General features: G+C 68.2%; 24 protein-coding genes. 11 read left to right on the top strand and 13 right to left on the bottom strand.

Going from position 1 to position 24165, the window contains the following annotated elements; all coding sequences use genetic code 11:
- Positions 1-4: 4 nt before the first annotated feature.
- Genes ACIA76_RS05135 through ACIA76_RS05110 form a run of 6 tightly spaced genes read right to left on the bottom strand, consistent with a single transcriptional unit; the run spans position 5 to position 7208 of the window.
- Positions 5-1291, bottom strand: coding sequence for a Wzz/FepE/Etk N-terminal domain-containing protein (locus ACIA76_RS05135; protein WP_397148634.1), 1287 nt, complete (start codon positions 1289-1291; stop codon positions 5-7).
- Positions 1282-2646: a hypothetical protein gene (locus ACIA76_RS05130; protein ID WP_397148632.1), complete on the bottom strand. Its 1365-nt coding sequence runs from the start codon at positions 2644-2646 to the stop codon at positions 1282-1284. The genes ACIA76_RS05135 and ACIA76_RS05130 overlap by 10 nt, the downstream gene beginning before the upstream one ends.
- 45 nt (positions 2647-2691) lie before the next feature.
- The gene (locus tag ACIA76_RS05125) at positions 2692-3696 is read right to left on the bottom strand and encodes a glycosyltransferase (RefSeq protein ID WP_397148630.1); all 1005 of its coding nucleotides are present in this window, start codon (positions 3694-3696) and stop codon (positions 2692-2694) included.
- Positions 3693-4967 carry a lipopolysaccharide biosynthesis protein gene (locus ACIA76_RS05120; protein ID WP_397149408.1) on the bottom strand — a complete coding sequence of 425 codons (1275 nt, stop codon included), beginning with the start codon at positions 4965-4967 and terminating at the stop codon, positions 3693-3695. The genes ACIA76_RS05125 and ACIA76_RS05120 overlap by 4 nt, the downstream gene beginning before the upstream one ends.
- A gap of 49 nt (positions 4968-5016) precedes the next feature.
- Positions 5017-6162, bottom strand: coding sequence for a glycosyltransferase family 4 protein (locus ACIA76_RS05115; RefSeq protein WP_397148628.1), 1146 nt, complete (start codon positions 6160-6162; stop codon positions 5017-5019).
- Entirely contained in the window at positions 6159-7208 is a 1050-nt protein-coding gene (locus tag ACIA76_RS05110; RefSeq protein WP_397149406.1) for a glycosyltransferase family 4 protein, read from the bottom strand. Before ACIA76_RS05110 ends, ACIA76_RS05115 begins: the two co-directional genes overlap by 4 nt.
- A gap of 111 nt (positions 7209-7319) precedes the next feature.
- On the opposite strand from ACIA76_RS05110, the gene ACIA76_RS05105 reads away from it, so the two are divergent.
- Together ACIA76_RS05105 and ACIA76_RS05100 are read left to right on the top strand one after the other, a co-directional pair.
- Positions 7320-7547, top strand: a complete 228-nt coding sequence (locus tag ACIA76_RS05105) for a hypothetical protein (RefSeq protein WP_397148625.1) — start codon at positions 7320-7322, stop codon at positions 7545-7547.
- Between the two features lie 103 nt (positions 7548-7650).
- On the top strand, positions 7651-9207 hold the full coding sequence (locus ACIA76_RS05100) for a S10 family peptidase (RefSeq protein ID WP_397148623.1): 1557 nt from the start codon (positions 7651-7653) through the stop codon (positions 9205-9207).
- On the opposite strand, the gene ACIA76_RS05095 is transcribed toward ACIA76_RS05100, so the two are convergent.
- Entirely contained in the window at positions 9204-9650 is a 447-nt protein-coding gene (locus ACIA76_RS05095; protein ID WP_397148620.1) for a MarR family winged helix-turn-helix transcriptional regulator, read from the bottom strand. The genes ACIA76_RS05100 and ACIA76_RS05095 overlap by 4 nt on opposite strands.
- Before the next feature lie 87 nt (positions 9651-9737).
- Between ACIA76_RS05095 and ACIA76_RS05090 the strand changes: the two genes are divergently transcribed.
- From ACIA76_RS05090 to ACIA76_RS05070, 5 genes are all read left to right on the top strand, one after another.
- The gene (locus ACIA76_RS05090; RefSeq protein ID WP_397148618.1) at positions 9738-10136 is read left to right on the top strand and encodes a nuclear transport factor 2 family protein; all 399 of its coding nucleotides are present in this window, start codon (positions 9738-9740) and stop codon (positions 10134-10136) included.
- 48 nt (positions 10137-10184) lie between these two features.
- Positions 10185-10550, top strand: a complete 366-nt coding sequence (locus ACIA76_RS05085) for a hypothetical protein (RefSeq protein WP_397148615.1) — start codon at positions 10185-10187, stop codon at positions 10548-10550.
- The gene (gene dnaN, locus ACIA76_RS05080) at positions 10547-11662 is read left to right on the top strand and encodes a DNA polymerase III subunit beta (RefSeq protein WP_397148613.1); all 1116 of its coding nucleotides are present in this window, start codon (positions 10547-10549) and stop codon (positions 11660-11662) included. Before ACIA76_RS05085 ends, dnaN begins: the two co-directional genes overlap by 4 nt.
- 207 nt (positions 11663-11869) lie before the next feature.
- Complete coding sequence (locus tag ACIA76_RS05075; RefSeq protein ID WP_397148611.1) at positions 11870-13171, top strand: polysaccharide pyruvyl transferase family protein; 1302 nt, start codon at positions 11870-11872, stop codon at positions 13169-13171.
- Complete coding sequence (locus ACIA76_RS05070; protein WP_397148609.1) at positions 13171-13995, top strand: glycosyltransferase family 2 protein; 825 nt, start codon at positions 13171-13173, stop codon at positions 13993-13995. The genes ACIA76_RS05075 and ACIA76_RS05070 overlap by 1 nt, the downstream gene beginning before the upstream one ends.
- Here the strand turns inward: ACIA76_RS05070 and ACIA76_RS05065 are convergent.
- Positions 13979-14605: an MspA family porin gene (locus ACIA76_RS05065; RefSeq protein WP_397148607.1), complete on the bottom strand. Its 627-nt coding sequence runs from the start codon at positions 14603-14605 to the stop codon at positions 13979-13981. The genes ACIA76_RS05070 and ACIA76_RS05065 overlap by 17 nt on opposite strands.
- A gap of 76 nt (positions 14606-14681) precedes the next feature.
- The gene (locus ACIA76_RS05060; RefSeq protein WP_397148605.1) at positions 14682-15791 is read right to left on the bottom strand and encodes a class I SAM-dependent methyltransferase; all 1110 of its coding nucleotides are present in this window, start codon (positions 15789-15791) and stop codon (positions 14682-14684) included.
- 14 nt (positions 15792-15805) lie between these two features.
- Between ACIA76_RS05060 and rfbC the strand changes: the two genes are divergently transcribed.
- Positions 15806-16375, top strand: a complete 570-nt coding sequence (gene rfbC, locus ACIA76_RS05055; RefSeq protein ID WP_397148603.1) for a dTDP-4-dehydrorhamnose 3,5-epimerase — start codon at positions 15806-15808, stop codon at positions 16373-16375.
- On the opposite strand, the gene ACIA76_RS05050 is transcribed toward rfbC, so the two are convergent.
- Genes ACIA76_RS05050 through ACIA76_RS05035 form a run of 4 tightly spaced genes read right to left on the bottom strand, consistent with a single transcriptional unit; the run spans position 16359 to position 20055 of the window.
- Positions 16359-17387 (bottom strand): NAD-dependent epimerase/dehydratase family protein, encoded by a 1029-nt coding sequence (locus tag ACIA76_RS05050; protein WP_397148601.1) that lies wholly within the window; start codon positions 17385-17387, stop codon positions 16359-16361. The two genes, rfbC and ACIA76_RS05050, sit on opposite strands and share 17 nt — an antisense overlap.
- 3 nt (positions 17388-17390) lie before the next feature.
- Entirely contained in the window at positions 17391-18038 is a 648-nt protein-coding gene (locus ACIA76_RS05045) for a PIG-L deacetylase family protein (protein ID WP_397148599.1), read from the bottom strand.
- Positions 18032-18820, bottom strand: coding sequence for a sugar phosphate nucleotidyltransferase (locus ACIA76_RS05040; protein ID WP_397148597.1), 789 nt, complete (start codon positions 18818-18820; stop codon positions 18032-18034). Before ACIA76_RS05040 ends, ACIA76_RS05045 begins: the two co-directional genes overlap by 7 nt.
- A complete protein-coding gene (locus tag ACIA76_RS05035) occupies positions 18817-20055 on the bottom strand; it encodes a methyltransferase domain-containing protein (protein WP_397148595.1) in 1239 nt (412 codons plus the stop codon). Before ACIA76_RS05035 ends, ACIA76_RS05040 begins: the two co-directional genes overlap by 4 nt.
- A 507-nt stretch (positions 20056-20562) precedes the next feature.
- On the opposite strand from ACIA76_RS05035, the gene ACIA76_RS05030 reads away from it, so the two are divergent.
- The 3 genes from ACIA76_RS05030 to ACIA76_RS05020 all read left to right on the top strand — a co-directional run bounded on the left by ACIA76_RS05030 (position 20563) and on the right by ACIA76_RS05020 (position 24106).
- Positions 20563-22050: a sugar transferase gene (locus ACIA76_RS05030; protein WP_397148593.1), complete on the top strand. Its 1488-nt coding sequence runs from the start codon at positions 20563-20565 to the stop codon at positions 22048-22050.
- Positions 22051-22196: 146 nt separating this feature from the next.
- Entirely contained in the window at positions 22197-23372 is a 1176-nt protein-coding gene (locus ACIA76_RS05025; protein WP_397149404.1) for a cytochrome P450, read from the top strand.
- Entirely contained in the window at positions 23369-24106 is a 738-nt protein-coding gene (locus tag ACIA76_RS05020; protein WP_397148591.1) for a TetR/AcrR family transcriptional regulator, read from the top strand. Before ACIA76_RS05025 ends, ACIA76_RS05020 begins: the two co-directional genes overlap by 4 nt.
- Positions 24107-24165 lie beyond the last annotated feature (59 nt).

Raw genomic sequence — 24165 nt, 5'->3', positions numbered from 1 at the left:
GGGTTCATCCTCCTCGTCTCACGAGGTGCGGCAGCAGCTTTCGGGCCGGTTTGCCGGGGCGGGAGAAGACCACGACGCCGGTCAGCCGGTCCGCGCCCACGGTGGCCACCGCGCCGCGCACCTGGGGTGCGCGGGCGCCGAGTTCGATGACGCCGATCGTGGTGTCGCACAGGCGCGTCAGCGTGACGGCGTCGGCGGCCGCGCTCACCGGGGCGGCCTCCACCAGGATGTGGTCGAATTCGCCGCGCAGCTTGGACATGATCTCGATGAATCGTTCCGAGGCCAGCAGATCGGAGGTGCGCAGATCGGTCACGCCCAGTGGCAGCACGCTGATGCCGACCTCCGGCCACTTGACGATCGCATCGTCGAGCGGTGTCGACCGGCGCAGCAGTTCGGCCAGTCCGGCGCTCTCGGAGGCGGGCATCCGCGAGGAGCTGCCGCCGCCGCTGGTATCGGCGTCGATGAGTACGACCCGATGGTCGGTATCGGCCAGCGCGCGGGCCAATCCGATCGCCACATCCGGCACCGATTGCTGCGACAGCGCGGTGAGCAGCACGCTGCTGTCGTGCTCGTCGGCCAGCCGGGTGCGCAGCCGGCGCAGTTCCCCGGTCGCGCCGGGCCGTCCGTCGTCGACGATGCCCAGGATCGGCGCGGATACCACCTGTTCGATCTCGCTCGAGGTGCGCAGCCGCCGGTCGAGGCGGTCGCGAGCGAAGGCCGCGAGCCCGCCGAACAGCAGTCCGGCCAACAGGCCCAGGATCAGGATCCGCTTGGACTGCGGTCCGCTGGGCGCCGTCGGCATCTGCGCCTTGTCGACCACCGCGACGCGCGCGGCCGGGGCGGCGTCGACCTGGATGGTCTCCAATTGGTCGATCAGATGCCGGAACTGCGAGACCACCTCGTCGGTGAGCCGCCGCGCGCTGTCGGCGGTGTCGTCGCGCACCGAGACGACGATGATCGTGGTGGCGGGCGGGGAGGCCGCGGAGACCTTCCCGCGCAGTTCGTCGGCCGAGATCGACAGTCCCAATTGGTCTTTCACGCGCTGTGCCACCGTCCGGCTGGTGACCAGGTCCACATACGACCGCACCCGCTGCTGGGCGGCGAGGCCGCCCTGATAGGAGTCGTTGACCGAGGTGCCGGTGGCCATGGAGACGTAGCAGGTGCTCGAGGCGGTGTAGGTGACCGGTTGGGTCTTGGCGTAGCCGAAGGCGGCGGCCAGGCACAGTACCGTGATGATCGCGATGATCGGCCAGCGCCGCCTGGCCAGCCGCCATAAGTCCCTCAAACCCATTGTGCCGCCCTCGTTTTCCCGGTCGACGACCCTCGTCGATATTCCGCCGTCAACAGATATGTGATCCACACCAGCACCATGGCCTGCAGGTACTTCCCGAGCGTTTCGATGGTGCCGAGCATGCCGCGTTCGAACAGCACCGGCACCTCGATCAGCGCCAGTCCGAACACCGGCAGCGCCACCAGCCGACTGTAGAGTGACCGTGACCAGGCCAGCAGCAGGGCGAAGGTGATCGAAACACCCAGCGCCACACCGGTATAGCCGCCCAGTACGTAGCCCTCGTTGATATTGCCCTCGGCCAGTGACACCGACACCTGGCTCATATCCACCGATTGGCCGCGCACCTGCATCGCCCATTCCGCACCCGAGCGGAACTTCTCCGCGCCCAGCAGCTGGGTCGGTATCAGGCTCTGCACGGCATGCAGCAGCACCTGGCCGGGGGTGAGCCAGGAATGCGGTCCGGCGTAGTAGGCGTCGGTGGCCGCCTCAAGGCCGTCGAAGCGGCGCAGCAGGCTCAGGAACGGGTGGACGATCGCCGGATAGGCCGAATCCGCCTCGGCCGCTTCGGCCTTGGCCGTATCGGTGGATTTGAGCGATTGCAACCAGCCGAAGCCGCCGACCGCGACCGCGGTGATCGCCAGCACCGCGGCCAGATTCGCGCGGGTCCAGCCGGTCATGGCGCAGCGCACCGCGATCGCCAGGGCCGCGCCCATGATCGGGGTCTTGGACTGCACCGCGGCCGTCCACAGCAGCTCGCCCGCGGTCAGGGCGCCGATGATCAGCAGCGTGTCGCGGGTGCGATCGGTGCGGACGTAGACGATCAGCCCGATCGCGCCGATGGTGGCCAGGATGGTGATCAGGTTGACGATCGGGTTGGGACTCTCCAATTCCCCCGCGCGCCCGTTGTTTCCGGTCGCGACCGCCGCGAGGCGGCCCAGCGTGCCGAGCGCGTAGAGGATGACGAGGGTGCGGATGAACGCCGGATCGTGCGCGAACGGGATCGGGGTGCGCGCCGGCGCGGGGGCGCGGCCCTGTCTCGAGCGCGTCCAGATCGCGTACGCCACAATCAATCCCGCGTAGATCCACAGGCCGACCGCGATGGGTTTCAGCACGGTCGCGATGCCGATGTCGTAACCGATCGAGGCGAGCCGGGGATCGGGCAGATTGTCGCCGTAGCGGGGTTCGGGCCGCACCCACAGCAGCACCACCGGCCTGGCCACATACGACAGCGTCCAGTACGTGGACTGCGCGATCAGGAATACCCGGATCGGCCCGGGCAGCCACAGACTGGCGAGCAGGACAGTCGCCAAGGCCGCTGCGACAAGAGCGACTTCGGGCTGCACGACGCCCGTCACGGCCGGTCCTTCATCATTCCTATGTCCGAGTGGACGGCCCGGCCGTTACCCGATCGCATGAACGATCTCGCGCGCGCGATCCACATAGCGATGTCCCCCGGCGAGGATGCGGCGATATCCGGCCTCGGCGACCTTGACCGCCTCGTCGGGGCGGCGGTCGCAGCGCTCGAGGATCTCGCGCAGTTCCGCGTGGGAGGAGAACAGGAAGCATTCCGTGCCCTCGGTCAGCAGCGCGGCATGCTCATCGGTGCGTTCGCCCACGAAAAGGCCTCCGGCGGCGGGGATTTCGAAGCTGCGGCAGGTGTGGGTATCGCGGTTGGCGGAGTTGAGCAGGACCAGATTGGCGGTGACGGCGGCGACGGCGATCGAGAACTGCTGACCGTAGACCGGTCCGCGCACGGCCGCGGCCGAGCGCCGCATCGACGCCACCCGGCGCCAGCCCGGGCCGTAGACGGCGAAGCGGTCGCCGTGCTCGCGGGCCAGCTCGACCAGTAGTGCGCGGCGGTCGGGCCGCTGTGCCCCGATGAATCCGGCGAGGAATTGGCTGCCGCCGCGCCGGGCGCAGGGGTGATGCCAGGCCGGATCGTAGGCGCTGGGCACGAAGGTGACCGCGCCGGCGCCGCGGGCGCGCAACTCCTCGACGTTATGCCGCTTGGTGGTGACGACCAGGTCCCATTCCGGTTCGTGCGCAAGGTATTCGGCGCTGATGTTCTCCGGATTGGCGACATCGTCGGGGCTGTAGTGCACCCGCAGCGCGGCCGGAACCGACAGCAGCCGTTGCTGATCCAGATGTACGGCCTTGAAGGCGAACAGCATATCCGGTGCGAAATCCGCGGCCAGCGCGTCGATCCGGTCGTGCACGGCGGCCAGCGTCCAGGGGGCCCGGCGATGAGAGGCCTTGGCGTACAACCACGAGGGCGACAGCCTGGCGGGCAGGGTGACCGCGGTGGTGTCGACCACCACCACATCGTGACCGGCCTGGCGGAAGCCGTCGGCCAGCGACCGGGCGTTGCTGCCGAGCCAATCGTCGCCCAGATAGAGGATTCTCACGCCGCGTCGCCCTCCAGGGCCGGCACGGCCGCCGGTGTCGGCACCCGATCGCGGGTCGCGCGTTCGCGCAGGACCAGCCAGCGCATCCGGCTCAGATACCAGAGTGCGACGGTAACCTCGGCGCAGACGGTGCCGTACACCAGTGTCCACACCGATTGGGTCTGCACCGCCACGATCAGCGCCCCGGCCGCGACCACGGTGCCGAACACGGCCCCGATCAGCACGCCGACGGTGTCCTGGCGGACGGGCAGCACAGCGGTGGTGGCGAAGGAGGTGACGGTCGTGGCGGGCAGGATGAGCACCTCCACGCGCAGCAGCGGGACCGCGCCGAGGAAGGCGCTGCCGAACATGATGTGGATCAACAGCGGCGCGGCCAGCCACACGCCCAGCACCGCGACCACGGCCGCCGAGACGCAGGCGGCCAGCGAGCGCATCGAATTGCGCCAGAACGACTCCTCGGCGCTGCGCCGCGCCATGCGGGGCAGCAGCGCGAAACCGATGGGGTCGAGCAGGGATTGGATGGCGCGGACCAAACGGTCTCCAGCGGAATACAATCCGAGCGTGGCGGCGTCGAGTACCGCGGAATACACTGCCGCCGAACCCTGTCCGTAGCTGGTGACCAGCGCGCGGGAGGTGACCACCGGCGCGCCGATCCGCAGTACTCGCCGCACCTCGCGGGGGCGGCCCGGAATTCCGAAGGTGCGCAACGAATCCCACCAGGTGAGCCCGACGGTGAGCAGCGACGACACCAGTAGGCAGACCATCGCCATCGACGCGCTGGGGAACCGGGGCAGCAACGCCACCAACAGGATCAGATAGGCGACGCGGCCGACCCCCTGATACAGGGTGGACGCCCCGAACCGCCCCTGCCCGATGAGCAGCCAGTCCTCCGAGATCGACCACATCCCACCGGCGAACAGGCCCAACAGGATCATATGCACCTGCGGGCGCACCCCGACCACGAGGCTCGCGACGAGCGCCGCGCCGAGGACGGTCAGGGTCGTGGCGCGAATGAGCAGATAGGTGCCGCGCAGCCGGTTGATATCGGGGCCGATTCCGGTGCGGGCATCGTGCACCTTGGCCGCGAGGAACGAGGTGATCCCCAGATCCACGGCGAGGGATCCGATGAAGTACGCCGACATCCCGATAGCCAGCAGGCCCACGCCGTGTGTGCCGAGCTGGCGCGCGATCAGCGGGAGGGTTACCACGGTGATGACGTACTGCCCGTACTTGCCGAAGCTGACGTAGCCGATATCGCGCAGCACGCCCATCGCGCCGAAGCGGCCCGGTTTTCGCCGCCGCTCGTCCCGATCGACGGAATCAACCATGTCGTACTCGCTTTCGCCGCACCGAGGCCAGCAGCTCCGCGACCGTGCGGGCCGTCTCGGCGATATCGAATTGCTGCGCGCGGAGCTGGGCGGCGTCGGCGAGTTTCGCACGCAGTTCAGGGTTTTCGATGAGGGTGTCGAGCGCCGCGGTGAGTCGGGCGCGATCCCCGGCGTCGACCAGCAGTCCGCTGTGGCCGGGCTCGACGATTTCGGCGGGACCGCCGGGGCGCGTGGCGATCACCGCGCAACCTGCCCGCATCCCCTCCGCGACCACCTGGCCGAACGGTTCGGGCAGCACCGAGCAGTGCACGAGGATATCGGCCTCGCGCAGATAGTCCTCCGGATCGTCGACATGTCCGGTGAAGGTGACCGGCAGGGCCAGCTCGGCGGCCAGGCGCTCGAGTTCGGCGCGGTAGGGCTGCTCGTCGAAGAAGGTGCCGCCGATCAGAAGGATCTGTCGCGGAACGGTTTTCGTCTCGGCGATCGCCCGCAGGAATAGATCCTGGCCCTTCCACGGCGCGAGCCTGCCCACCATCGCGACGACGGTGTCGGCGGGCGGGCGCTGGGCCGGGCGCCGCGGCCCCGGCGGGCGCGGTTCCAGGCCGGGATAGGCGACGGCGGCCGGGCGACGCCAGGTGTGCAGGGTGGCGAGGGTGGTCTGGCTGTTGGCGAGATAGCCGTGCGCGAGCAGCCAGCCGAGCAGGCGGATGAGCGGGGCGAGCCGGCGGCCGAAGTAGTCCGCGGCGATGCGATCGTGCACCTGCCAGATCAGCGGGACGCGGGCGCGCCGGGCGGCGACCGCGCCCATCAACAGCGCCTTCGTGCTCTGCGCGATCAGCACCGCGCCCTCCAGTTCCCGGACCGTCGCGCCCAGCGTCCAGCCGATGCGCGCCAGCGCGAGGGCCCCGGCGAGCAGGCGACGCGGATCCGCCTTCTGGATGGTCATCGCGCGGCTGTCGAAATCGTTGCGCAGCACTCGGGTTTCGATGCCGCGGGTGCGGGTGCGTTCGACCATCGGGCCGTCGGCGGTGTAGACGAGCACCGGGTCCAGCGGGCCGCGCAGCGCGGAAACCAGTCGGAGCGTGGCGAGTTCGGCCCCGGACGGCGCTGCGGTGTGGGTCAGGAAGACGGCTCTCATCCGGCCAGCTCGCGATAGAGGTCGAGGTGGCGGCGGGCGGCGCGGTCCCAGGAGAACGTCTCCGCATGGGCGCGACACTGTGTCGGCGTCGGGGCGGCGCCGTCGAGCGCGGCGGCGAGGCGTTCGGCGAGGGCGTCGGGGTCGGCGGGCGGGACGATCAGCGTGGGGTCCAGTTCGCGCACCGAATCGGGGAGGCCGCCGCAGTCGGTGACGATCGGCGGGCGGCCCGCGGCCAGCGATTCGAGTGCGATCAGGCCGAAGCCCTCCAGGGCGAGCGAGGGGATCACGGTGCAGGTGGCTCGCGCGTAGAGGCGGATGAGCTCGGCGTCGTCGACGCGCCCGGTGAAGCGGATGGAGTCGTCGGCGGCGGCCTGGGTGCGTAATGCCGGCTCGGCCGTGCCGGTGCCGACGATGATCAGACGGGCGTCGGGATGGCGGTCGGTGACGGCGGGCCAGCAGCGCAGCAGCACATCGATGCCCATGCGGCGCTCGAGCCTGCGCACGCACAGCACGGTCGGCGGAGTTCCGGGCTGTGGTTCGGAGGGCGCGAAGCGGTTCAGATCGACACCCGGCGGCACCACGGTGATCCGATCGGCGGAGATGCGGTAGTCGGTGCCGAGAATGTCGCGGAAATGGCCGGACAGCACCACGAATCGATCCGCGCGGGCATAACGCAGTCGTTCCAGCAGATACTTGGCACGCACTGTCCGGTCGGTTTCTCCGGCCGCCTGACTTTCCTGTGCCCAGGGCCCGTGGAAATGCACCACCAGCGGTCCGGAGGTCGGCGTTCCATACAGGCAGAAATGTCTGTCCACAATGGGGTTAGGGGCTTTAGGGGATAATCCCGACCGGTCCATGAATGCGCGGCGTGCGCGGTGTGAGGTGGTTCCGCCGGTCGTTCCCCAGGAACTGCCGCCGGGCGGAGGAGTCCCGAAAGCCGTTGCACTGAGGGTGATCTCGTCGAGACCCCGGAGGGCGCGGTACAGATCGGTGAAGTATCTGTTCAATCCACCGGGCGCGGCGGAGAACCACTCCGACCCGGTCATATGCACCCGCAAAACCACCTACGACCCCTGAGTCGATCGAATTGTCCCGGCCGCGACCGCGACATGAACCCCTTGTCCAGCCGACAGTTTAGGCGAACGAACCCGAAAGCGATGGCCAACCGACGGCAATCCTCATCCGGACCGCAGTTTCCCGATATCGGCCAGAACCTTCTCATGCCAGTCGATTTCGGCCCGAATGCGCATCCGCGCATGTTCGACGACCAGATCGTCGGCTACACTCTGATCCGGCCAGCGCCGTTCGACCCGGCTCGCCCGCGCCCGCAGGGCCGCGAGACGATCCTTGAGGTAGCCGTAACCGGCGTGCGGCGCGGCGCATGATCAGGGCGCGGGAGTGGACGATGCCGGGGCGGAGTCGGGTGCCGGAGCGGTAGGCTGGAAACCCCTGGGTGTGAGGGGGATTCGGCTACGAAGGGTAGGTCCGATGAGTGGTGTCGTGGGTCCGTTTCTCGATGAGAGCGGCGATCAGCCTTTCTTCGATCCGGTGGTGTATGGCAACGGGCCGGACGACAGCGTCACCGATATCACCGAGACGGCGGCGGTGACGCATCATTCGATCACGATCGGCGGGCGGGAGATCGCCTATACCGCGACCGCGGGGCATCTGGTCACGGTGGATCCGAGTAGTTCGGCGCCGAACGCGAAGATGTTCTATGTCGCGTTCACGCAGGACGGGCAGCAGGAAGAGACGCGGCCGGTCACCTTCTGTTATAACGGCGGGCCGGGGTCGTCGGCGGTGTTCGTGCTGCTCGGCTCGTACGCGCCGCGCCGGATCAAGACCAACATGCCGGATTTCACCCCGCCCGCGCCGTATGCGATGGAGGACAATCCGGACAGCCTGATCGACCGCAGCGATCTGGTGTTCATCAATCCGGTGGGCACCGGCTATTCGGCGGCCGTGGCGCCGCATAAGAATCGGGAGTTCTGGGGCACCGACCCGGATGCGCAGTCGATCAAGAACTTCATCAAGCGGTATCTGACCAAGAACAACCGGTGGAACTCACCGAAGTTCCTCTACGGCGAGTCCTACGGCACGGCGCGGAGCTGTGTGCTGGGCTACATGCTGCACGAGGACGGCGTCGACCTGAACGGGATCACGCTGCAATCCTCGATCCTGGATTATCGGCAGGTGGGCAATCCGATCGGGCTGTTGCCGACCGCCGCGGCCGATGCCTGGTATCACAAGCGGCTCGGGGTCACCCCGCCGCCGACGGATCTGGCGACCTTCGTCAGCGAGGTCGAACAGTTCGCCGTCGGGCCGTATCTGCAGGCGCTGCAGGCATTTCCGAAGTCGGATCCGGCGGTGATCGATAAGCTCGCGGCCTATACCGGCATCGATAAGACCGTCCTGGTCTCGTGGAGCCTGATCATCGGCTACCCGTTCCTGACCGCGCTGCTGCAGGATCAGGGCAAGGCGCTGGGCGCCTACGACGGCCGCGTCACGGCCATCGACACCGGCATCGCCGGGCGGGTCGATCCGGCCTCGGGCGGTAACGATCCGACCATGGCCGCGGTGTCGGGCGTGTACACCGCGATGTGGAATCTGTATCTGAACGAGCAGTTGAAGTTCACCTCCAATTCCGCCTACACCGACCTCAACGATCAGGTCTTCCAGAACTGGGATTACAGCCACGTCGATCCCACCGGGACCAAACTGGCCGCCACCGCCCTGTACACCGCCGGGGATCTGGCCGCGCTCATGGCGATCAACACTGATCTGAAGGTGTTGTCCGCCAACGGTTACTACGATTTCGTGACCCCCTGCTTCCAGACGGTGCAGGATCTGCAGCAGATGCCGCTCGCGGATCCGGCGGTGCGGGAGAATCTACACATTCGCTTCTATCCGTCCGGGCACATGGTGTATCTGGACGGCAATTCCCGCACCGCGCTCAAACAGGATCTGGCGTGGCTCTACGACCAGGTGGTCAAGGACCGTGAGGCGCTGCACCGCGTCATCGCGCTGCAGGAGAGCAACCGCTAACCGAACGGTTCCTCGCGGACGAACCGGGTCAGCGCGGCGGCGAACGCCCGGGCCTCGGCCTCGGGCCAGTCGGCCAGATGCCGATCGAGCCGCCGCGCGAGCCGCCCGCGCATGGCCGCGATCGCCCGCTGTCCGTCCTCGGTCAGGCTGAGCAGGGTGGCCCTGGCGTCGTCGGGATCCGGGGAGCGCAGCACCAGCCCGGCGCGTTCGAGCCGGGTGGCGTGGCGGCTGGTCACCGACCGGTCCAGGCCGATCTCGGTGGCCAGCGCCGCCGCGCTACGCGGACCCCAGCGGGCCAGGGCGCTGAGCACCGGATAGGTCGCCGCGTCCACCGCCGGATCCACTCCCGCGGTGAGTTCGGCGTACACCCCCTCCCGGGTCTGTCGCCGCAGTAACTCCGCGATGGCCTCGGCGACCTGCGCTCCGATTCCCTGCTGTGTCATGTTTCGAGAATAGCGTGCATCGCGCACGCATATGCGTTACAGTCGGATGCGTGCACGAAGCACGCATCTGATGAAGGAGAGTTTCCCATGTCCGTCACCACCAGCATCATTTCCGCGGCGCTCACCGACCTGCTGTTCGACCGATCGATCGACGTCGAGACCGCCGTCGCGCGCCACTTCGCCGACGACTACCGCCAGCGCACCGACGGTGTGTGGGCCGATCGCGCGGAGTTCGTCGAGCACATCACGCATCTGCGCGGCGTGGTCGAGAGCGGGAGCGTCGAGGTGCACGACGAACTGAGCGACGGTGATCGCTACGCCGACCGGCACACCGTGCACGCCCGCAAGAACGACGGCAGCGAGGTCGCCTTCGAGGTGCTGGTCTTCGCCGAGATGACCGCCGACGGCCGCTTCCGGCAGATCATCGAGACCACCACCATGTTGTCGGGCGGGCAGGAGGACCGGAACCTGGGCAGCGCTCGCTGAATTCCCTGCTGTCAAAACTGTTTTGACAGCATCGGTAGGCTGGTCGCCGTGACCGAGACGGGGCAGTGGGATCGCGCGGTGGCGCGCGAGTGGCTGGACGGATTGCCGGGGCCGCCCGACGGGCGGTCGCCGGAGGATCCGAAAGAGGTGCTGCGCGAGGTGGTTTCGCGCCTGTCGGCGGACGAGCAGGCGGTGCCGACCCCGCAGCTGCTCGCGGCGTGCGCGGCGATGTTGAGCGCGGCGCATACCGAACTGGATCGGCTGGAGCTCGCGATCCTGCGGACGGCGGGCGAGCGCGGCGTCGGCTGGGCGACCATCGCCGAATGGTTCGGATACCGGTCGAAACAGGCCGCGCACGCGCGGGCCAGCGCGCTGTATCACCGGCTGGAGTACCGCACGGGGGAGAGGCGATGAAACTCCGGATCCGGCGGGCGTCCCTGGTCCGGGCGATATCGGTTGTCGCGCACAGCCTTCCGAGCCACCCGCCGATTCCGATCCTCGCCGGGGTGTTGATCCGCGCGACCGGCGATACGGTGACCGTGGCGGCCTTCGATCACGAGGTGTCCTCGTGCGCGGTCGTCGCGGAGGCGATCGTCGACGAGCCTGGCGCGGTGCTGATCTCGGGACGGCTGCTGGCCGAGATCGCGAAGGCCCTGCCGGCGCGGCCGATCGAGATATCCGAGGGTGGATCGCATCTGCATATGGTGTCCGGCTCGGCGCGATTCGCCTTGCCGCTCATGACGATCGACGATTATCCGGCGCTGCCGGACGCCGCCGCGCCGCGGGGGACGGTCGACGGCGCCGCCTTCGCCGAGGCGGTGGCGCGGGCGACCGTGGCCGCGGGCCGCGACGATACGCTGCCCATGCTGACCGGCGTGCATCTGGAATTCCACGGCGCCACACTGCGATTGGTCTGCACCGACCGCTTCCGGATCGCCGTGCAGGAACTGGATTGGCAACCGGCGAACCATGATCGATCCGCGGCGCTGCTCGTCCCGGCCCGCGCCCTCGCCGACGCCGCGAAGACGTTCCTCGGCGAGGGCATCGAACTGGGCGGCGCGGCAACCGGATCGGTCCTGTCCCTGAGTTCGCCGACCCAGCACCACACGACGCGACTGCTCGATATGCCCTACGCCCCCTATGAGCGATACCTCGCCGACGAACACACCACCCTCGCCCGCATCGACACCACCGCACTCGTGGAGGCGATCAAACGCGTGGCCCTGCTCTCGGCCCACACCAGCCGAATCCACCTGACCTTCGCCGATTCGGCGGTGCGCCTCACCGCCGGCGACGACACCGGCGGCCGCGCCGAGGAGTCCCTGCCCGCCGACCTGACCGGCGACCCGGTGACCACCGCCTTCAATCCCCGCTGGCTGCTGGACGCCGTCCAGGTCGCGCGGACATCCCCGATCGAGATCGGCCTGATCGGCCCGACCCGCGCGGCCACCTTCCGCCCGGTGGGCGGCGCGTCGGCCGGACATCGGCGACTCCACATCCTCGTGCCGATCCGGCTCCCCGGATGAGTTCGGCGACAACGGCGCGAGGCCGACGGCCACGGCCATGACGAGGAAGACGTCGGAACCCAACCGACCGGAATACTTTGGTGGCGAAGGCATTTCGCAATATTGCGTAACGGGGTGGTGACATGGTGCGATGGAGGTCTCAGGTGGCAGTGCTGCTTCTCCGAACCGATGAGCCGGCGGGTCCGGACGTGCGGAAGGAACTACAGAGTGGGGAAGTTCGGCGCGGGGTTCGATGCCGCGGATATTCGGGTTCTGGTCGAGAACGGTGAATACTGGCTGCGTAATCGCGGTGATATCGCCATGATGGATGTGACCGTGCGGCGGTTGCGGGAGCGATGGCCGGATGCGCGGATCGGGATGCTCACCGATCAGCCGCGGATTCTGCGGGCGTTGCTGCCGCAGGCGGAGCCGATCTGCCTCGGCAGCGGCGGGTATTGGCCCGGGACGCGGGCCTGGGATCGGGCGGTCGGGGTGGCGGCGCTGCAGTGGCGGGCCCGCACCGATGGGCCCAAATCGAGGCTGCGGGCGCTGCGGCGGGCCGGTGGCGCTCCGGCGTCCGAACCGCCTGCGCCGCCGTTGCCCTCGGCGGTCGCCGACGCCTCGCTGGTGCTGGCGCAGGGTGGTGGCTACTTCACCGACGTCGATCGCTATCAGGCCCATCGCACCCTGAATCTGCTGGAATATGCTCAGGCGCAGGGTATTCCGACGGCGATGATCGGGCAGGGTATCGGGCCGATCGACGATCCGCGGTTGCTCGACCGCGCGGCGCAGGTGTTGCCGCAGGTGGGCCTCATCGCGCTGCGTGAGGGCCGCCGCGGTCCGGCGCTGCTGGCCGAGCTGGGCGTCGCGGCGGACCGGATCGTGGTCACCGGGGACGATGCGGTGGAGCTGGCGTATCGGCTGCGGCCCGAAACCATCGGCCCCGATCTCGGAATCTGTTTGCGCGTAGCCGATTACGCACGCGTCGGCACGGCGGCCCGGGCCGTGCTCGGCACCACGGTGCGCGCGCTGTCGGCCGAATTCGACGCCGCGCTGTCGCCGCTGATCATCTCCGAATACGACTCCGAGGACCGCCGCTGCACGCTACCGCTGCTCGCGGGTGCGGCCCGCACCCGTCGCCCGGTCGGTCGCGGCGCCACCGCGGCGGATGTGGCGCGGCAGGTCGCGCGCTGCCGGGTGGTGGTCACCAGTGCCTATCATCTGGCGGTCTTCGCACTCTCACAGGGCATTCCGGCTGTCGGTATCACCGCCTCGCGCTACTACAACGACAAGTTCCACGGCCTGGCCGAGATGTTCGGCACCGGACTGCGCGTGGTCGAGCTGCGCGATCCGGATCTCGAACCGGCACTGACCGCGGCGATCCGGGCGCAATGGGAGCAGGCGCCCACGCTGCGAGAGCCATTGCGGCACAAGGCCATCGAACAGATCGATGCCGCCCGTGGCGCGCTGGAGCGAATCGCCCGGCTCGTCGAGAGCGAACCGTCCGCGGTACCGGCCAAGGGGGAGTGATGACGACACTATCGATCTGCGTGCCTGCCTACAACGCCGCCCGCACCCTGGAGACCACGCTGCGCTCGATCCTCGACCAGGACGTCGAGGCCGAGATCGCGGTGCTCGACAATGCCAGCGCCGATACCACCTCCGCCATCGCCGCCTCGTTCGACGACCACCGGATCCGCCTGCACCGCAACGATCGTGTGCTCGCCATCGGTGAGAACTGGAACAAGGCCGTCGCGCTGTCCTCGGGCGAGCTGGTGAAGGTCGTCTGCGCCGACGATATCCTGCTGCCCGGCGCGCTGAAGGCGCAGCTGGAACTCATGCGTGACACCGATATCGCCTGCAGCTCATCGAAATTCGAGGTGATCGACGAGGCGGGCGAGGTCGAGGAGACCGATCTGGGTCTGCCGGGTCTGCTGGGCCCGCAGCCGGCGCGGGTGCTCATGCGCACGATCGTGCGCCGCGGTCCGGCTGATTTCGGGCCCACCGCGGCGGCGATGTTCCGCCGCGCCGACTTCGAGCGTGCCGGAGGATTCCGGGGCGATCTGGTGTTCCCGATGGATGTGGACCTGTTCGCGCGCGTCTGCGAATTCGGCCTGTTCTACGGTATGCCGAATATCCTCGCGGCCTGGCGCAATTCATCGTTCAACCTGTGCAGCAGCACCTCGACGGTATCCAAGCTCACCGAGATGGCGCGCTTCCATCACCGGCTCGGCCGCGAGTATCCGGATCTGGTCGAGAGCTCCGATGTGGTGACCGGAGATCTGCGACTGGTCCGGCAGGCGGCCGAGCGGGTGCGGGTACGAGCGGTGGGACTGCTCAGATCGTCGCGGTAGGGCCGTAGGTGATGACGGTGTCGCCGTCGGCGCTGACCACCTTCACATACGGGCGGATCGTGGTCGGCCCCACCACCCCGGTGACGGTGCCGTGGAAGCCGGACATCTGGATGAATCCCTCGACGCCGGAGATGTCACCGCCCGCGCAGTCGACGGTCTGGATGCCCGGCCCGAAGCCGACCTCCATCTCGACCCCGACCTTGGGGATCAGATCGAAGAAGTCGAGTTTGGCCCCGTCGCCGCCGAGTTCCAATTCCAGTCCGGGGGTGGTGTATTCGAACTTGATCTTCCCGCTGAGCGTGGCCGGGAAGCCGACCATGTAGCCGATGGTGATATGCCCGTGCCACTTGTCGGCATCGGGCCCGGACACCTTGAAGCTGGCCCGGCCGTTGTGGAACCATTCGCGGGTCAGCGGATTGCCGTCCAGCGGCGGGACGAAGTTGATGTGGGTGTCCTCGGAGATCGCCTCGACGGTGCGTGTGCTGTGATCGACGATGCTGTTGGTGCCGTCGACACCGGCGGCGGCGCTACCGGTTCCGGCGATCAGGCCGGCCGCGGCGGCCGCGGCGGCGGTGGTGCGCGCGAGAGCGCGCTGCGTCCTGTGCTTCATGGTTCCCGATTCCTCATCTGTCATCTCCGCACCGGTGCCCGGTGCGGCCCCGACCCTGTCCGGCACCCGCCCGGTCTCACGGCGGTTGCGGTACCTCCACCACCCAGCGTCCGCGCAGGCTCGGCAGGTTCGTCTCGACCTCGCCGAGCAGATCGGGCAACGTGAGCAGCACCCGATCCGGTTGTGCCGCAACGAGTTCGGCCGGGTGGATGATCGGGATATCGGTGCCGGGCATGCGGCGCCCCTGTTTGGCGGGGGAGGCGTCGGCGACAGCGGCGAGGTGTGCGTGCCCCAGGCCGGCACGGGCGAACAGCGCGACCGCGCGAGAGGCCGCGCCATAGGCGTAGATCCGATGCTGCCGGGTCGCCTCCTCGTCGAGCCAGCGCCGCAGCGCCTCGGCCTGGCGGTCGGCGGCGTCCTGGAGCGAGCCGAGCGCGGCCGGATCGGTGAGTTCGGCCTCGGCGTCGAGGATCGCCCGCACCCGCTCATCGGGCGCGACCCGCCGATGCGCGAAGGCGACCAGCACCGTCCCGCCGTAGAGCTCGAATTCCCAGGCGGTGGCCGGATACAGGCCCGCCCCCGCGAACAGTGCGCACAGCGCGGTCAGCGAGTAGTAGGCGAAGTGCCCGTGCCGCAACGCATTCCACTGACCCTGCGCGCGAATGGCCCGCAGCGAATGGAACTGCAGCAGCAGCGTCCCGCCCGTGCCGACCGCGGCCGCGCGCTCGGCCGCGGCGGCGCGCTGATCGGGCTCATGCATGATTCCGAAGGTGTCCACGACGATATCCGCGGGGCCGTCGGTGGTTTCGCGGCAGCCGTGGGCGGCGAGCAGCGGCAGCCAGGTGCCGCCGTGCGGGCTGCCGAATTCGCGGACCGCCCGCCCGCGCAGCAGGCCCGTGGCGGCGATGCGGGCCACGGCGTCGGCGGCCTGCTCCCGCAGTGCGCGCGGTTCGACACCGCGCGGCTCGTCGGCGATCGTATCGTCGTCGGCCAGCTGCGCCAGCCCGCACGCCCGGCACATCACCATCGCGAGCATATGTAGGGGGTCTGCGGCCAGCGGCTCATCCCGCTCCGGAAAATGGTCCGCCGCAGGCATTTTCCCGAGATCCAGGACGCCGGTGAGCGCGGCCGCCCCGCATGCTCGGCATCCGCGTCGCGCGAAGCCTGGCTCGTGGAACCGCGTCATGACACCATGTCCTGGTGCGTATCGAACCGGCCGAGCTGGCCGATGTGCTGGTATTGACCCCGCAGCCGCATCGAGACGAGCGGGGCCTGTTCACCCGCACCTTCGATGCCGAGATGTTCGACGCCCATCTGGGCGTCACGGGCGCGGCCGCGGCGTTCGTGCAGGATTCGCAGTCGCGTTCGGTGCGCGGCGTGGTCCGCGGCCTGCACGGCCGGTCCGGCCGCGGCGAGGCGAAGCTGGTCCGCTGCGCGCACGGCGCGGTGCACGATGTGCTGATCGATATCCGGCCGGAATCGCCCACCTTCGGCCGTAAACAGGCATTCCTGTTGGACGACAACGACTTTCGGAGCCTGTATGTGCCGCCGGGTTTCCTGCACGGCTTCCAGGCGCTCACCGAGGTCGCCGATGTCTGCTATCGCATCGACCGGCCGCACGATCCGGCCGAGGATCTCGCCGTCGCTCACGACGATCCGGAGCTGGGGATCGCTTGGCCGCAACCGGTCATCCTGATCTCGGCCCGGGATCGAGCCGCCGGCAGCTGGGCCGATCTGCTCGCCGCGCTGCACCTCACGCCCCGATCGTGATCCGGCGCAGCGAATCATCCAGCGCGCCGGTGTCTTTGAGCTCACGCAGCTGGGCCAGCCGGGTGAACCGCGCCGCGAAATCCTCGGCGGTCAGCCCGCGCGCGCGGTATTCACGGGCCAGCTCCACCGCGCCCGCGGCGACGCTCCACTCGGCCCGATAGCCCAATTCCGCACGGGCCCTGGAGAAATCGACCCGGTACGAGCGCGGATCCGACCCCGTCTCGCCGGTGATGAGTAGTTGTGAGTCCGGCACCGCCTCGACCACCGCCTGCGCGATCTGCGCGACGGTGAGGTTGTTGGATTCGTCGCCGATGTTGTAGGCACGCGCGGAGATTCGGTCCGCGGGCGCGGTGAGGCAGGTCGCGAACGCGGCGGCGATATCGGCGGTGTGCACGAGCGGACGCCACGGCGTCCCGTCGGACAGCACCCGCACCTCGCCGGTGAGTACCGCGTAGCCGACCAGATTGTTGAGCACGATATCGGCGCGCAGCCGCGGTGAGAAGCCGAATGCCGTGGCATTGCGCAGGAATACCGGGCAGAACCCGGAATCGGCGAGCGCGGCCACATCGTCCTCGACCCGCACCTTGCTCTCGGCATAGGGGGTCAGCGGCCGCAGCGGGGCATCCTCGCCGACCAGTCCGTCCCCGGCCGCCCCGTACACCGAGCAGGTCGAGGCGTACAGGAACCGCTGCACCCCAGCCTGTTTGGCCAGCCGTGCCAGCCGCACCGAGGCGTGATAGTTGATGTCGTAGGTGATCTGCGGGGCGAGTGCGCCCAGCGGATCGTTGGACAGCGCCGCCAGATGTACGACCGCGTCGAATCCGGCCAGATGCTCCTCGGTCAGCTCGCGCAGATCCGCGGTGACCCCCGGCGGATCGGCCGGGGCGTCACCCAGGACGCAGTCGGCGAAGTAGCCGATATCCAGGCCCGACACCTCGTGTCCGGCCGCGGTCAGTACCGGGGCCATGACCGTGCCGAGATATCCCTGATGGCCGGTGAGCAGTACTCGCATGGGTCACATACCTCCGAAGTCGACGGCGGCCTTGTCGATCACGAATGCCTCGGCGTAGCGGGCGCGGCATTGCACGCCGCGCAGCCGGGCCAGCCCGAGGAAGGACTGTTCGTCGAACCAGTCCCGATCCCGTTGGGAAGCATAGTGTTTGACCAACAGCTCCGCCTTGCGCAGCGCGATCTGGGTGGACAGGGGATGAAACAGCGTGGGCCGGGGCGTATCGGTCTCCCATTTGAGGATCTCGTAGCCCAGCACCAGATGGTCGCGGAATTCGGTGGGCACCAGCTCCGCGAGCAGCCGATGATCCTGATGGGCATCGCCCGGTTGCGGCGCGAACACCAGATCCGGGGCGCCCCGGCGGCGCAGCTCGTGGACCGCGGCCTTGGCGATGCCCCAGTACGGCGGCGTGCGCCCGTCCGGCAACGTCAGCACTGTCAGTTCGAGTTCGGCTCCGGGACAAAAGGATTCGAGCGCGGCGCGCTCCTCGGCCGCGCGGTCGGTATCCCCGCCGCACAGCACCAGCGCCCGCACCCGCAGGCCGGGCACCGCGGCGGCGAGGCTGAGCAGCGTCCCGCCGGCGCCGATCGCCAGATCATCGCAGTGCGCGCCGACCAGGGCGATCTCGTGCACATCGCCGCGCAGGCTCAGCATGCGGCCCGGCTCCGCTCCCACACCATCCAGGGACGCTGCCCGGAATGATAGGCGGCGTCGAGTTCGGCACGTTCCTTGAAGGTGTCGGCCGGTTTCCAGAAGCCCAGATGCTGATAGCCGACCAACCGCCCCTGTGCGGCCAGGGCACCGCAGGCGTCCTCGACCAGATCCCCGCCGGGCGGCAGCAGATCGAACACCTCGTTGGTGAGCACGAAGTAGCCGCCGTTCTCCCAGATCGGCAGCCGCGAGACCGGCGTGATGTGCTCGACGCTGCCCGCGGCGTCGACATCCACGCAGTGGAACGACGACTGCGGCGGCACGATCATCATCGAGGCCGCCGCGCTCGCGGCCACGCATTTGTCGATCATCTCGTCCAGCGGTGCGTCGGTGAGCACATCGGCGTAGTTGGCCAGGAAGTATTGCTCGCCGACGAGATGTTCGCGCACCCGGCGTAAGCGTTCGCCGATCGCGGACTCCAGCCCGGTGTCGACGAAGGTGATCGTCCAGTCGCTGATATCGGAGGCGAGCAGTTCCACCTGGCCGCCCCGGATGACGAAATCGTTGGACACCGACTCCTGATAGGTCAGGAAGAAGTTCTTGATATGGGTCGCGCCGTAGCCCAGGCACAGGATGAAGTCCTTATGCCCGTAATGCGCGTAGTAGCGCATGACATGCCAGATCAGCGGCCGGGGGCCGACCAGCTGCATGGGCTTGGGCACCGGATCGTCGGTGCCCCCGCGCATGCGCATGCCGTAGCCACCACAGAACAGAACGACCTTCACGAATGACTCCCTGCGGTTTCCGCGCGATGCAGTGTGGGCAGCGGATAGACCAGCTCCGCGCCCCAGGAACCGATATGCCGCAACTGTGCGGTGATCTCGGCCTCGAGATTCCACGGCAGTACCACCACCACATCGGGCCGGTCGTCCTCGAGACGGTCGGGCGACAGGATCGGGATGCGTGTGCCGGGTGTGTAGCGGCCGTGTTTGTACGGATTGCGATCCACGGTGTAGGACAACAGATCCGGCCGGATGCCGCAGTAGTTGAGCAGCGTGTTGCCCTTGCCGGGCGCACCGTAGCCGACCGCCCGCAGGCCCTGCGCGCGGCAGTCGAGCAGGAACCGCAGCAGCTCCTGTCGCACCTGTTCGGCGCGCGGGCGAAGCCCGGAATAGCCTGCGACACTGTGCAATCCGGCCTCGGCCTCGGTGCGCAGCAGCTCGCCGACCCGCGGACGCACCTGCGCGACCGCATCCGGGCGGACCCACAGCCGCAGCGATCCGCCGTGCGTGGGCAGCAGCTCCACATCGACCACGGTCAGGCCCGCGGTGGCCAGCGCGCGCTGGGCCGAGAGCACCGTGTAGTACTGGAAATGCTCGTGATAGATGGTGTCGAACTGCCCGAGCCGCACCAGATTCAGCGCGTAATGCACCTCGATCGACAGCCAGCCGTCATCGGCGAGCAGTTCGCGCAGCGCGCGGGTGAATGCGCGCAGGTCCGGGACGTGGGCGTAGACATTGTTGGCCACCACCAGATCCGCCGGGCCGTGTTCGGTGCGGATATCGCGCGCCAACTCCTCGGTGAGGAAGGCGGTCACGGTGGGCACGCCCTTGTCCCGGGCGGCCGCGCCGACGTTGACCGACGGCTCGATGCCCAGGCAGCCCACGCCCGCGTCGACGACATGCCGCAGCAGATAGCCGTCGTTGCTGGCCACCTCCACGACGAACGAGTCCGGGCGTAGTGCCAATTCCGTGACTGCCTGATCGACAAAGGCTTTCGCATGCCGTACCCAGCTGTCGGAATAGGAGGAGAAGTAGGCGTATTCGGTGAACGTCTCCGCCGGGGTGATGAGTGCGGGCAGCTGCAACAGCAGACAGTCCGCACACACCCGCAGGTGCAGCGGATAGGTCGGCTCGGGTAGATCGAGTTCGGCCTCGGTGAGGAACTTTTCGCAGGGCGGTGTGGCGCCCAGATCTACCACGGTCTCCAAACGTTCGGAGTCACACAGACGGCAACGCACGAGAGAATTCCCCCACCTTTCGTCGGGCCGGGATGGTCGGCGGAACCGCCGGATACGAACTGCACGTCGACGTCGACTGTGCTTACGTTACAACACCTTTCGCAACCCCTGTCCCGGGAACGAGAGGAGCTGCCCGCGAGTTCCGGTCGGTTTCTATTCGCCCGCACCCGTGAGTATTCGAGGAGCTACCGTGCAAATCTGTCGAAGTGGAAGCGTTACGGGGCTATACGTCGCGGATCGGACGATCGCGCCAGCGGATTCGCCTGGTCGGGGTGTGATAGGGGTATGCGAGAAGGAACCGGTTGCTACGTTACCGGCTACCAACGAGATACGTTGGCCCCGAGCGCATTCGGCGCACACTGTCGCGCGGGCCCCAGTAACATTCGCCTTCTGGTCGGCGAAACATCGTCGAGCCCACAGGGTTGTCATGGTTCGAATCCCTTGGGAGACCGGTCAGTGGGGATCGGAACGGAACCGAGTTCTCCCATGGGGGAGGTGCGTCCATTCATGAGTTTCGAACTCCGCGCGGGTACTCCCGCGCGCGCAGCGGTCCAGCCGCGGTCCGAGCGCGAGCGGTGGCAGAGCGAATACGCCCGGCGGCTGTGGATCGGCGATCTGGTCGTGGTCGGGCTGGCGGTCGCCGCGGCGCAGGTGATCCGCTTCGGCGGACCCGCGGATCCGCCCCTTGCCATGCGATTGCCGGGGGAGGTGCGCTACACCGTGGTCTCGGTCCTGCTGGGGCTGGTGTGGGTGGGCCTGCTCGCCGGCGCGGGCAGCCGTTCGCCGCGGGTGATCGGTAGTGGCACAGAGGAATACCGTCGCCTGGTCGCGGCGACGCTGAAGCTGTTCGGCGTGATCGCGATCGGCTCGCTGATCTTCCGCTTCGATATCGCCCGCGGTTATCTGGCGATCGCGCTGCCCCTGGGCGTGGTCGGGCTGATGGTGCAGCGGCGGATGTGGCGGGGCTGGGTCGCCCGACGCCGGGTGGCGGGTGGCTATTCGACCCGCGTGCTGGTGGTCGGCAGCCGCGGCTCGGCGGCGGCCATGGTCGCGGCCTTTTCCCGCGATCTCGCCTCCGGATATCAGGTGGTGGGGGTCTGCACGCCGGACGGCTCCGCGCCGGGACTGAGCGTGGACAAGCGCACCATTCCCGTTGTGGGAGACGATCGTTCGGTGCTGGAGGCGGTGCGGCTCAGCGGCGCGGACACCGTCGCGGTGACCGCGACCGACAACCTCGGCCCGGCCGACTTCCGGCATATGGCCTGGGAACTGGATCCGCTCGGCGTGGAACTCATCGTCGCGCCGGGCCTGGTCGATATCGCGGGTACGCGGCTGACCCATCGGCTGGTCGCCGATATGCCGATGCTGCACGTGGGCCGGCCGCAGTACGGGCGCGCGAGCTCGATCGGCAAGGCGGTGTTCGACTTCTGCTTCGCCGCGGCGGCGCTGCTGGCGATCGCGCCGATGCTGATCGGCATCGCGCTGGCGGTCAAGTTCACCAGCGCGGGCCCGGTGTTCTATCTGTCCGAGCGAATCGGCCGGGACGGCAAGCCGTTTCGGATGATCAAGTTCCGCAGCATGTACGCCGACGCCGAGGCGCACGTCGGCAAGCTGATCGCTGCTCACGGCGGCAATCCGCTGTTCTTCAAGATGCGTGACGATCCCCGGATCACGTCCGTGGGCCGGGTACTCCGCAAGTTCTCCCTCGATGAGCTGCCGCAGTTCTTCAATGTGCTGCGCGGCGATATGAGCGTGGTGGGCCCGCGTCCGCAGGTGCGCCGCGAGGTCGACTCCTATGACGGCATGATGCGGCGGCGGCTGCTGGTCAAACCCGGCGTGACCGGGCTGTGGCAGGTCAGCGGGCGCTCGGACCTGTCGCTGGAAGATGCTGTGCGAATGGACCTTTCGTATGTGGAGAACTGGTCGATGGTGCTGGATCTGCTGCTCATCGCCAAGACGATCGGCGCGGTCACGCGCGGGGACGGCGCCTATTGATGGAGTGAACATCATTTACTAATAGGTGTTCACAAAAGGGCTGTGATGTGGTTCACTCCTTGGAACGTGTTCCAAAGGAGGTTCCCGTGTCCGCACCGTCCATCCCCTCGATCCCCGCCGGGTTCGATTTCACCGATCCGGACCTGATGGCCACCCGGCTGCCGGTCGAGGAGTTCGCCGAACTGCGCCGCACCGCGCCCGTCTGGTGGAACCCCCAGCCCGACGGGGTCAGCGGCTACAACGACGGCGGCTACTGGGTCGTCACCAAACTCGAACACATCAAGGAGATCTCCAAGCGGCCGGAGATCTTCTCCTCGACCGCGAATTCGTCGATCATCCGGTTCAATCCGGATATCACCCGCGCGGAGATCGACATCCAGGCCGGGCTGCTGATCAACATGGATCCGCCCGTGCACACCAAGACCCGGCGCATCATCTCCAAGGGTTTCACCCCGCGCGCGGTGGAGAGCCTGCGCGCCGCGCTCACCGAACGTGCCGAGCGGATCGTGCACGAGGCCCGGCGCACCGGCGGCGGCGACTTCGTCGCGCAGGTCGCGTGCGAGCTGCCGCTGCAGACGATCGCCGAACTGGTCGGCATCCCGCAGTCGGATCGGCACAAGATCTTCGAGTGGACCAATCACATGATCTCCTACGACGATCCGGACTTCGACGGCGATTTCCGGATGGCCAACGCGCAGATCATGGGCTACGCCTACAACCTGGCGGAGGAGAGGCAGCGCTGTCCGATGGACGATATCGCCACCACGCTGCTGCAGGCCGATCGTGACGGTGAGGCGCTGAGCGCCGAGGAGTTCGCGTGGTTCATGATCCTGCTGTCGACCGCGGGCAACGAGACCACCCGCAACGCCACCACCCACGGTATGAAGGCCTTCGTGGACAACCCCGATCAGTGGGAGCTCTACAAGGCCGAGCGCCCGCGCACCGCACCCGACGAGATCGTCCGCTGGGCGACCCCGGTCACCGCCTTCCAGCGCACCACGACCTGCGATACCGAGATCGGCGGCACGGTGCTCGAGGCGGGACAGCGGGTGGGCCTGTTCTACGCCTCGGCGAACTTCGACGAGGAGCATTTCGACGAGCCGTTCACCTTCGACGTCGGGCGCAACCCCAATCCGCACGTGGGTTTCGGCGGCACCGGCACGCACTACTGCCTCGGCGCGAATCTGGCCCGGCTGCAACTGGATCTGATCTTCAACGCGATCGCCGACGTGATGCCGAAGCTGCGCCAGATCTCGGAGCCGAAGCGGCTACGCTCGGGGTGGTTGAACGGCATCAAGAGCTGGCAGGTCGCATACGAATGACGATTCCCGCGCGCAGGGGCCGAGCGCCCGCGGTCAGCGACGCCGATATCCGGCGAGTGGCCAGGACGCTGCTGGTCGATCAGGGGCCCGAGGCGGTCACCCTGCGCGCGATCGCGCGGGAGCTGGGTATCACCGCTCCCGCGCTCTACCGCTACTACGCCTCGCGCGACGATCTGCTCGCGACGCTGCGCGCGGACGTCCGCGCCGATCTGGCCGTCGATCTGACCGCCGCGCACGACGACGCCCCCGATAACGCCGCGGCCCGGTTCTTCGCCGTCTGCCGCGGCTTCCGGCACTGGGCGCTGACCCACTCCCGCGAATTCACCCTGGTGTTCGCCTCGCCCGCCGGACGCGGAAACCCCAGTGTCATGCGGCAATTCGGCGAACCGGTGGGCCGGTTGTTCCTGACGGCCGCGGGCCGGCTGCTCACCGAATACGAGATCGTCTCACCCCCAATGGAATTCATCCGCGACGGTCTGCGCGAGGATCTGACCGTCTTCCAGACCGAACTGCTGCGCGTGCTGTCGGACTCGGGTGTGAAGTTCCCCGCCGAGAAGCTGGACTTGGGCATCAGCTACGTCATGATCCAGTCCTGGGCCCGGATGTACGGCCATGTCACCCTCGAGGCCTTCGGCAACTATCCGCTGACGGTGACCGATCCGGATGTGCTGTTCGATGCGACGCTGGCCGAGATCGGGGAGTCGATCGGTCTGGGGGCCAAGGACTTCCGCTGAGGAAACATCCGCCGTCACATGAAATCGGCAGGCCCGTTAGGCTCGTGCTGATACAGAAC

It is taken from the genome of Nocardia sp. NPDC051570, assembly GCF_044454005.1.
GTDB lineage: Bacteria > Actinomycetota > Actinomycetes > Mycobacteriales > Mycobacteriaceae > Nocardia.
This window is presented reverse-complemented; position numbering and strand designations above follow the sequence as displayed.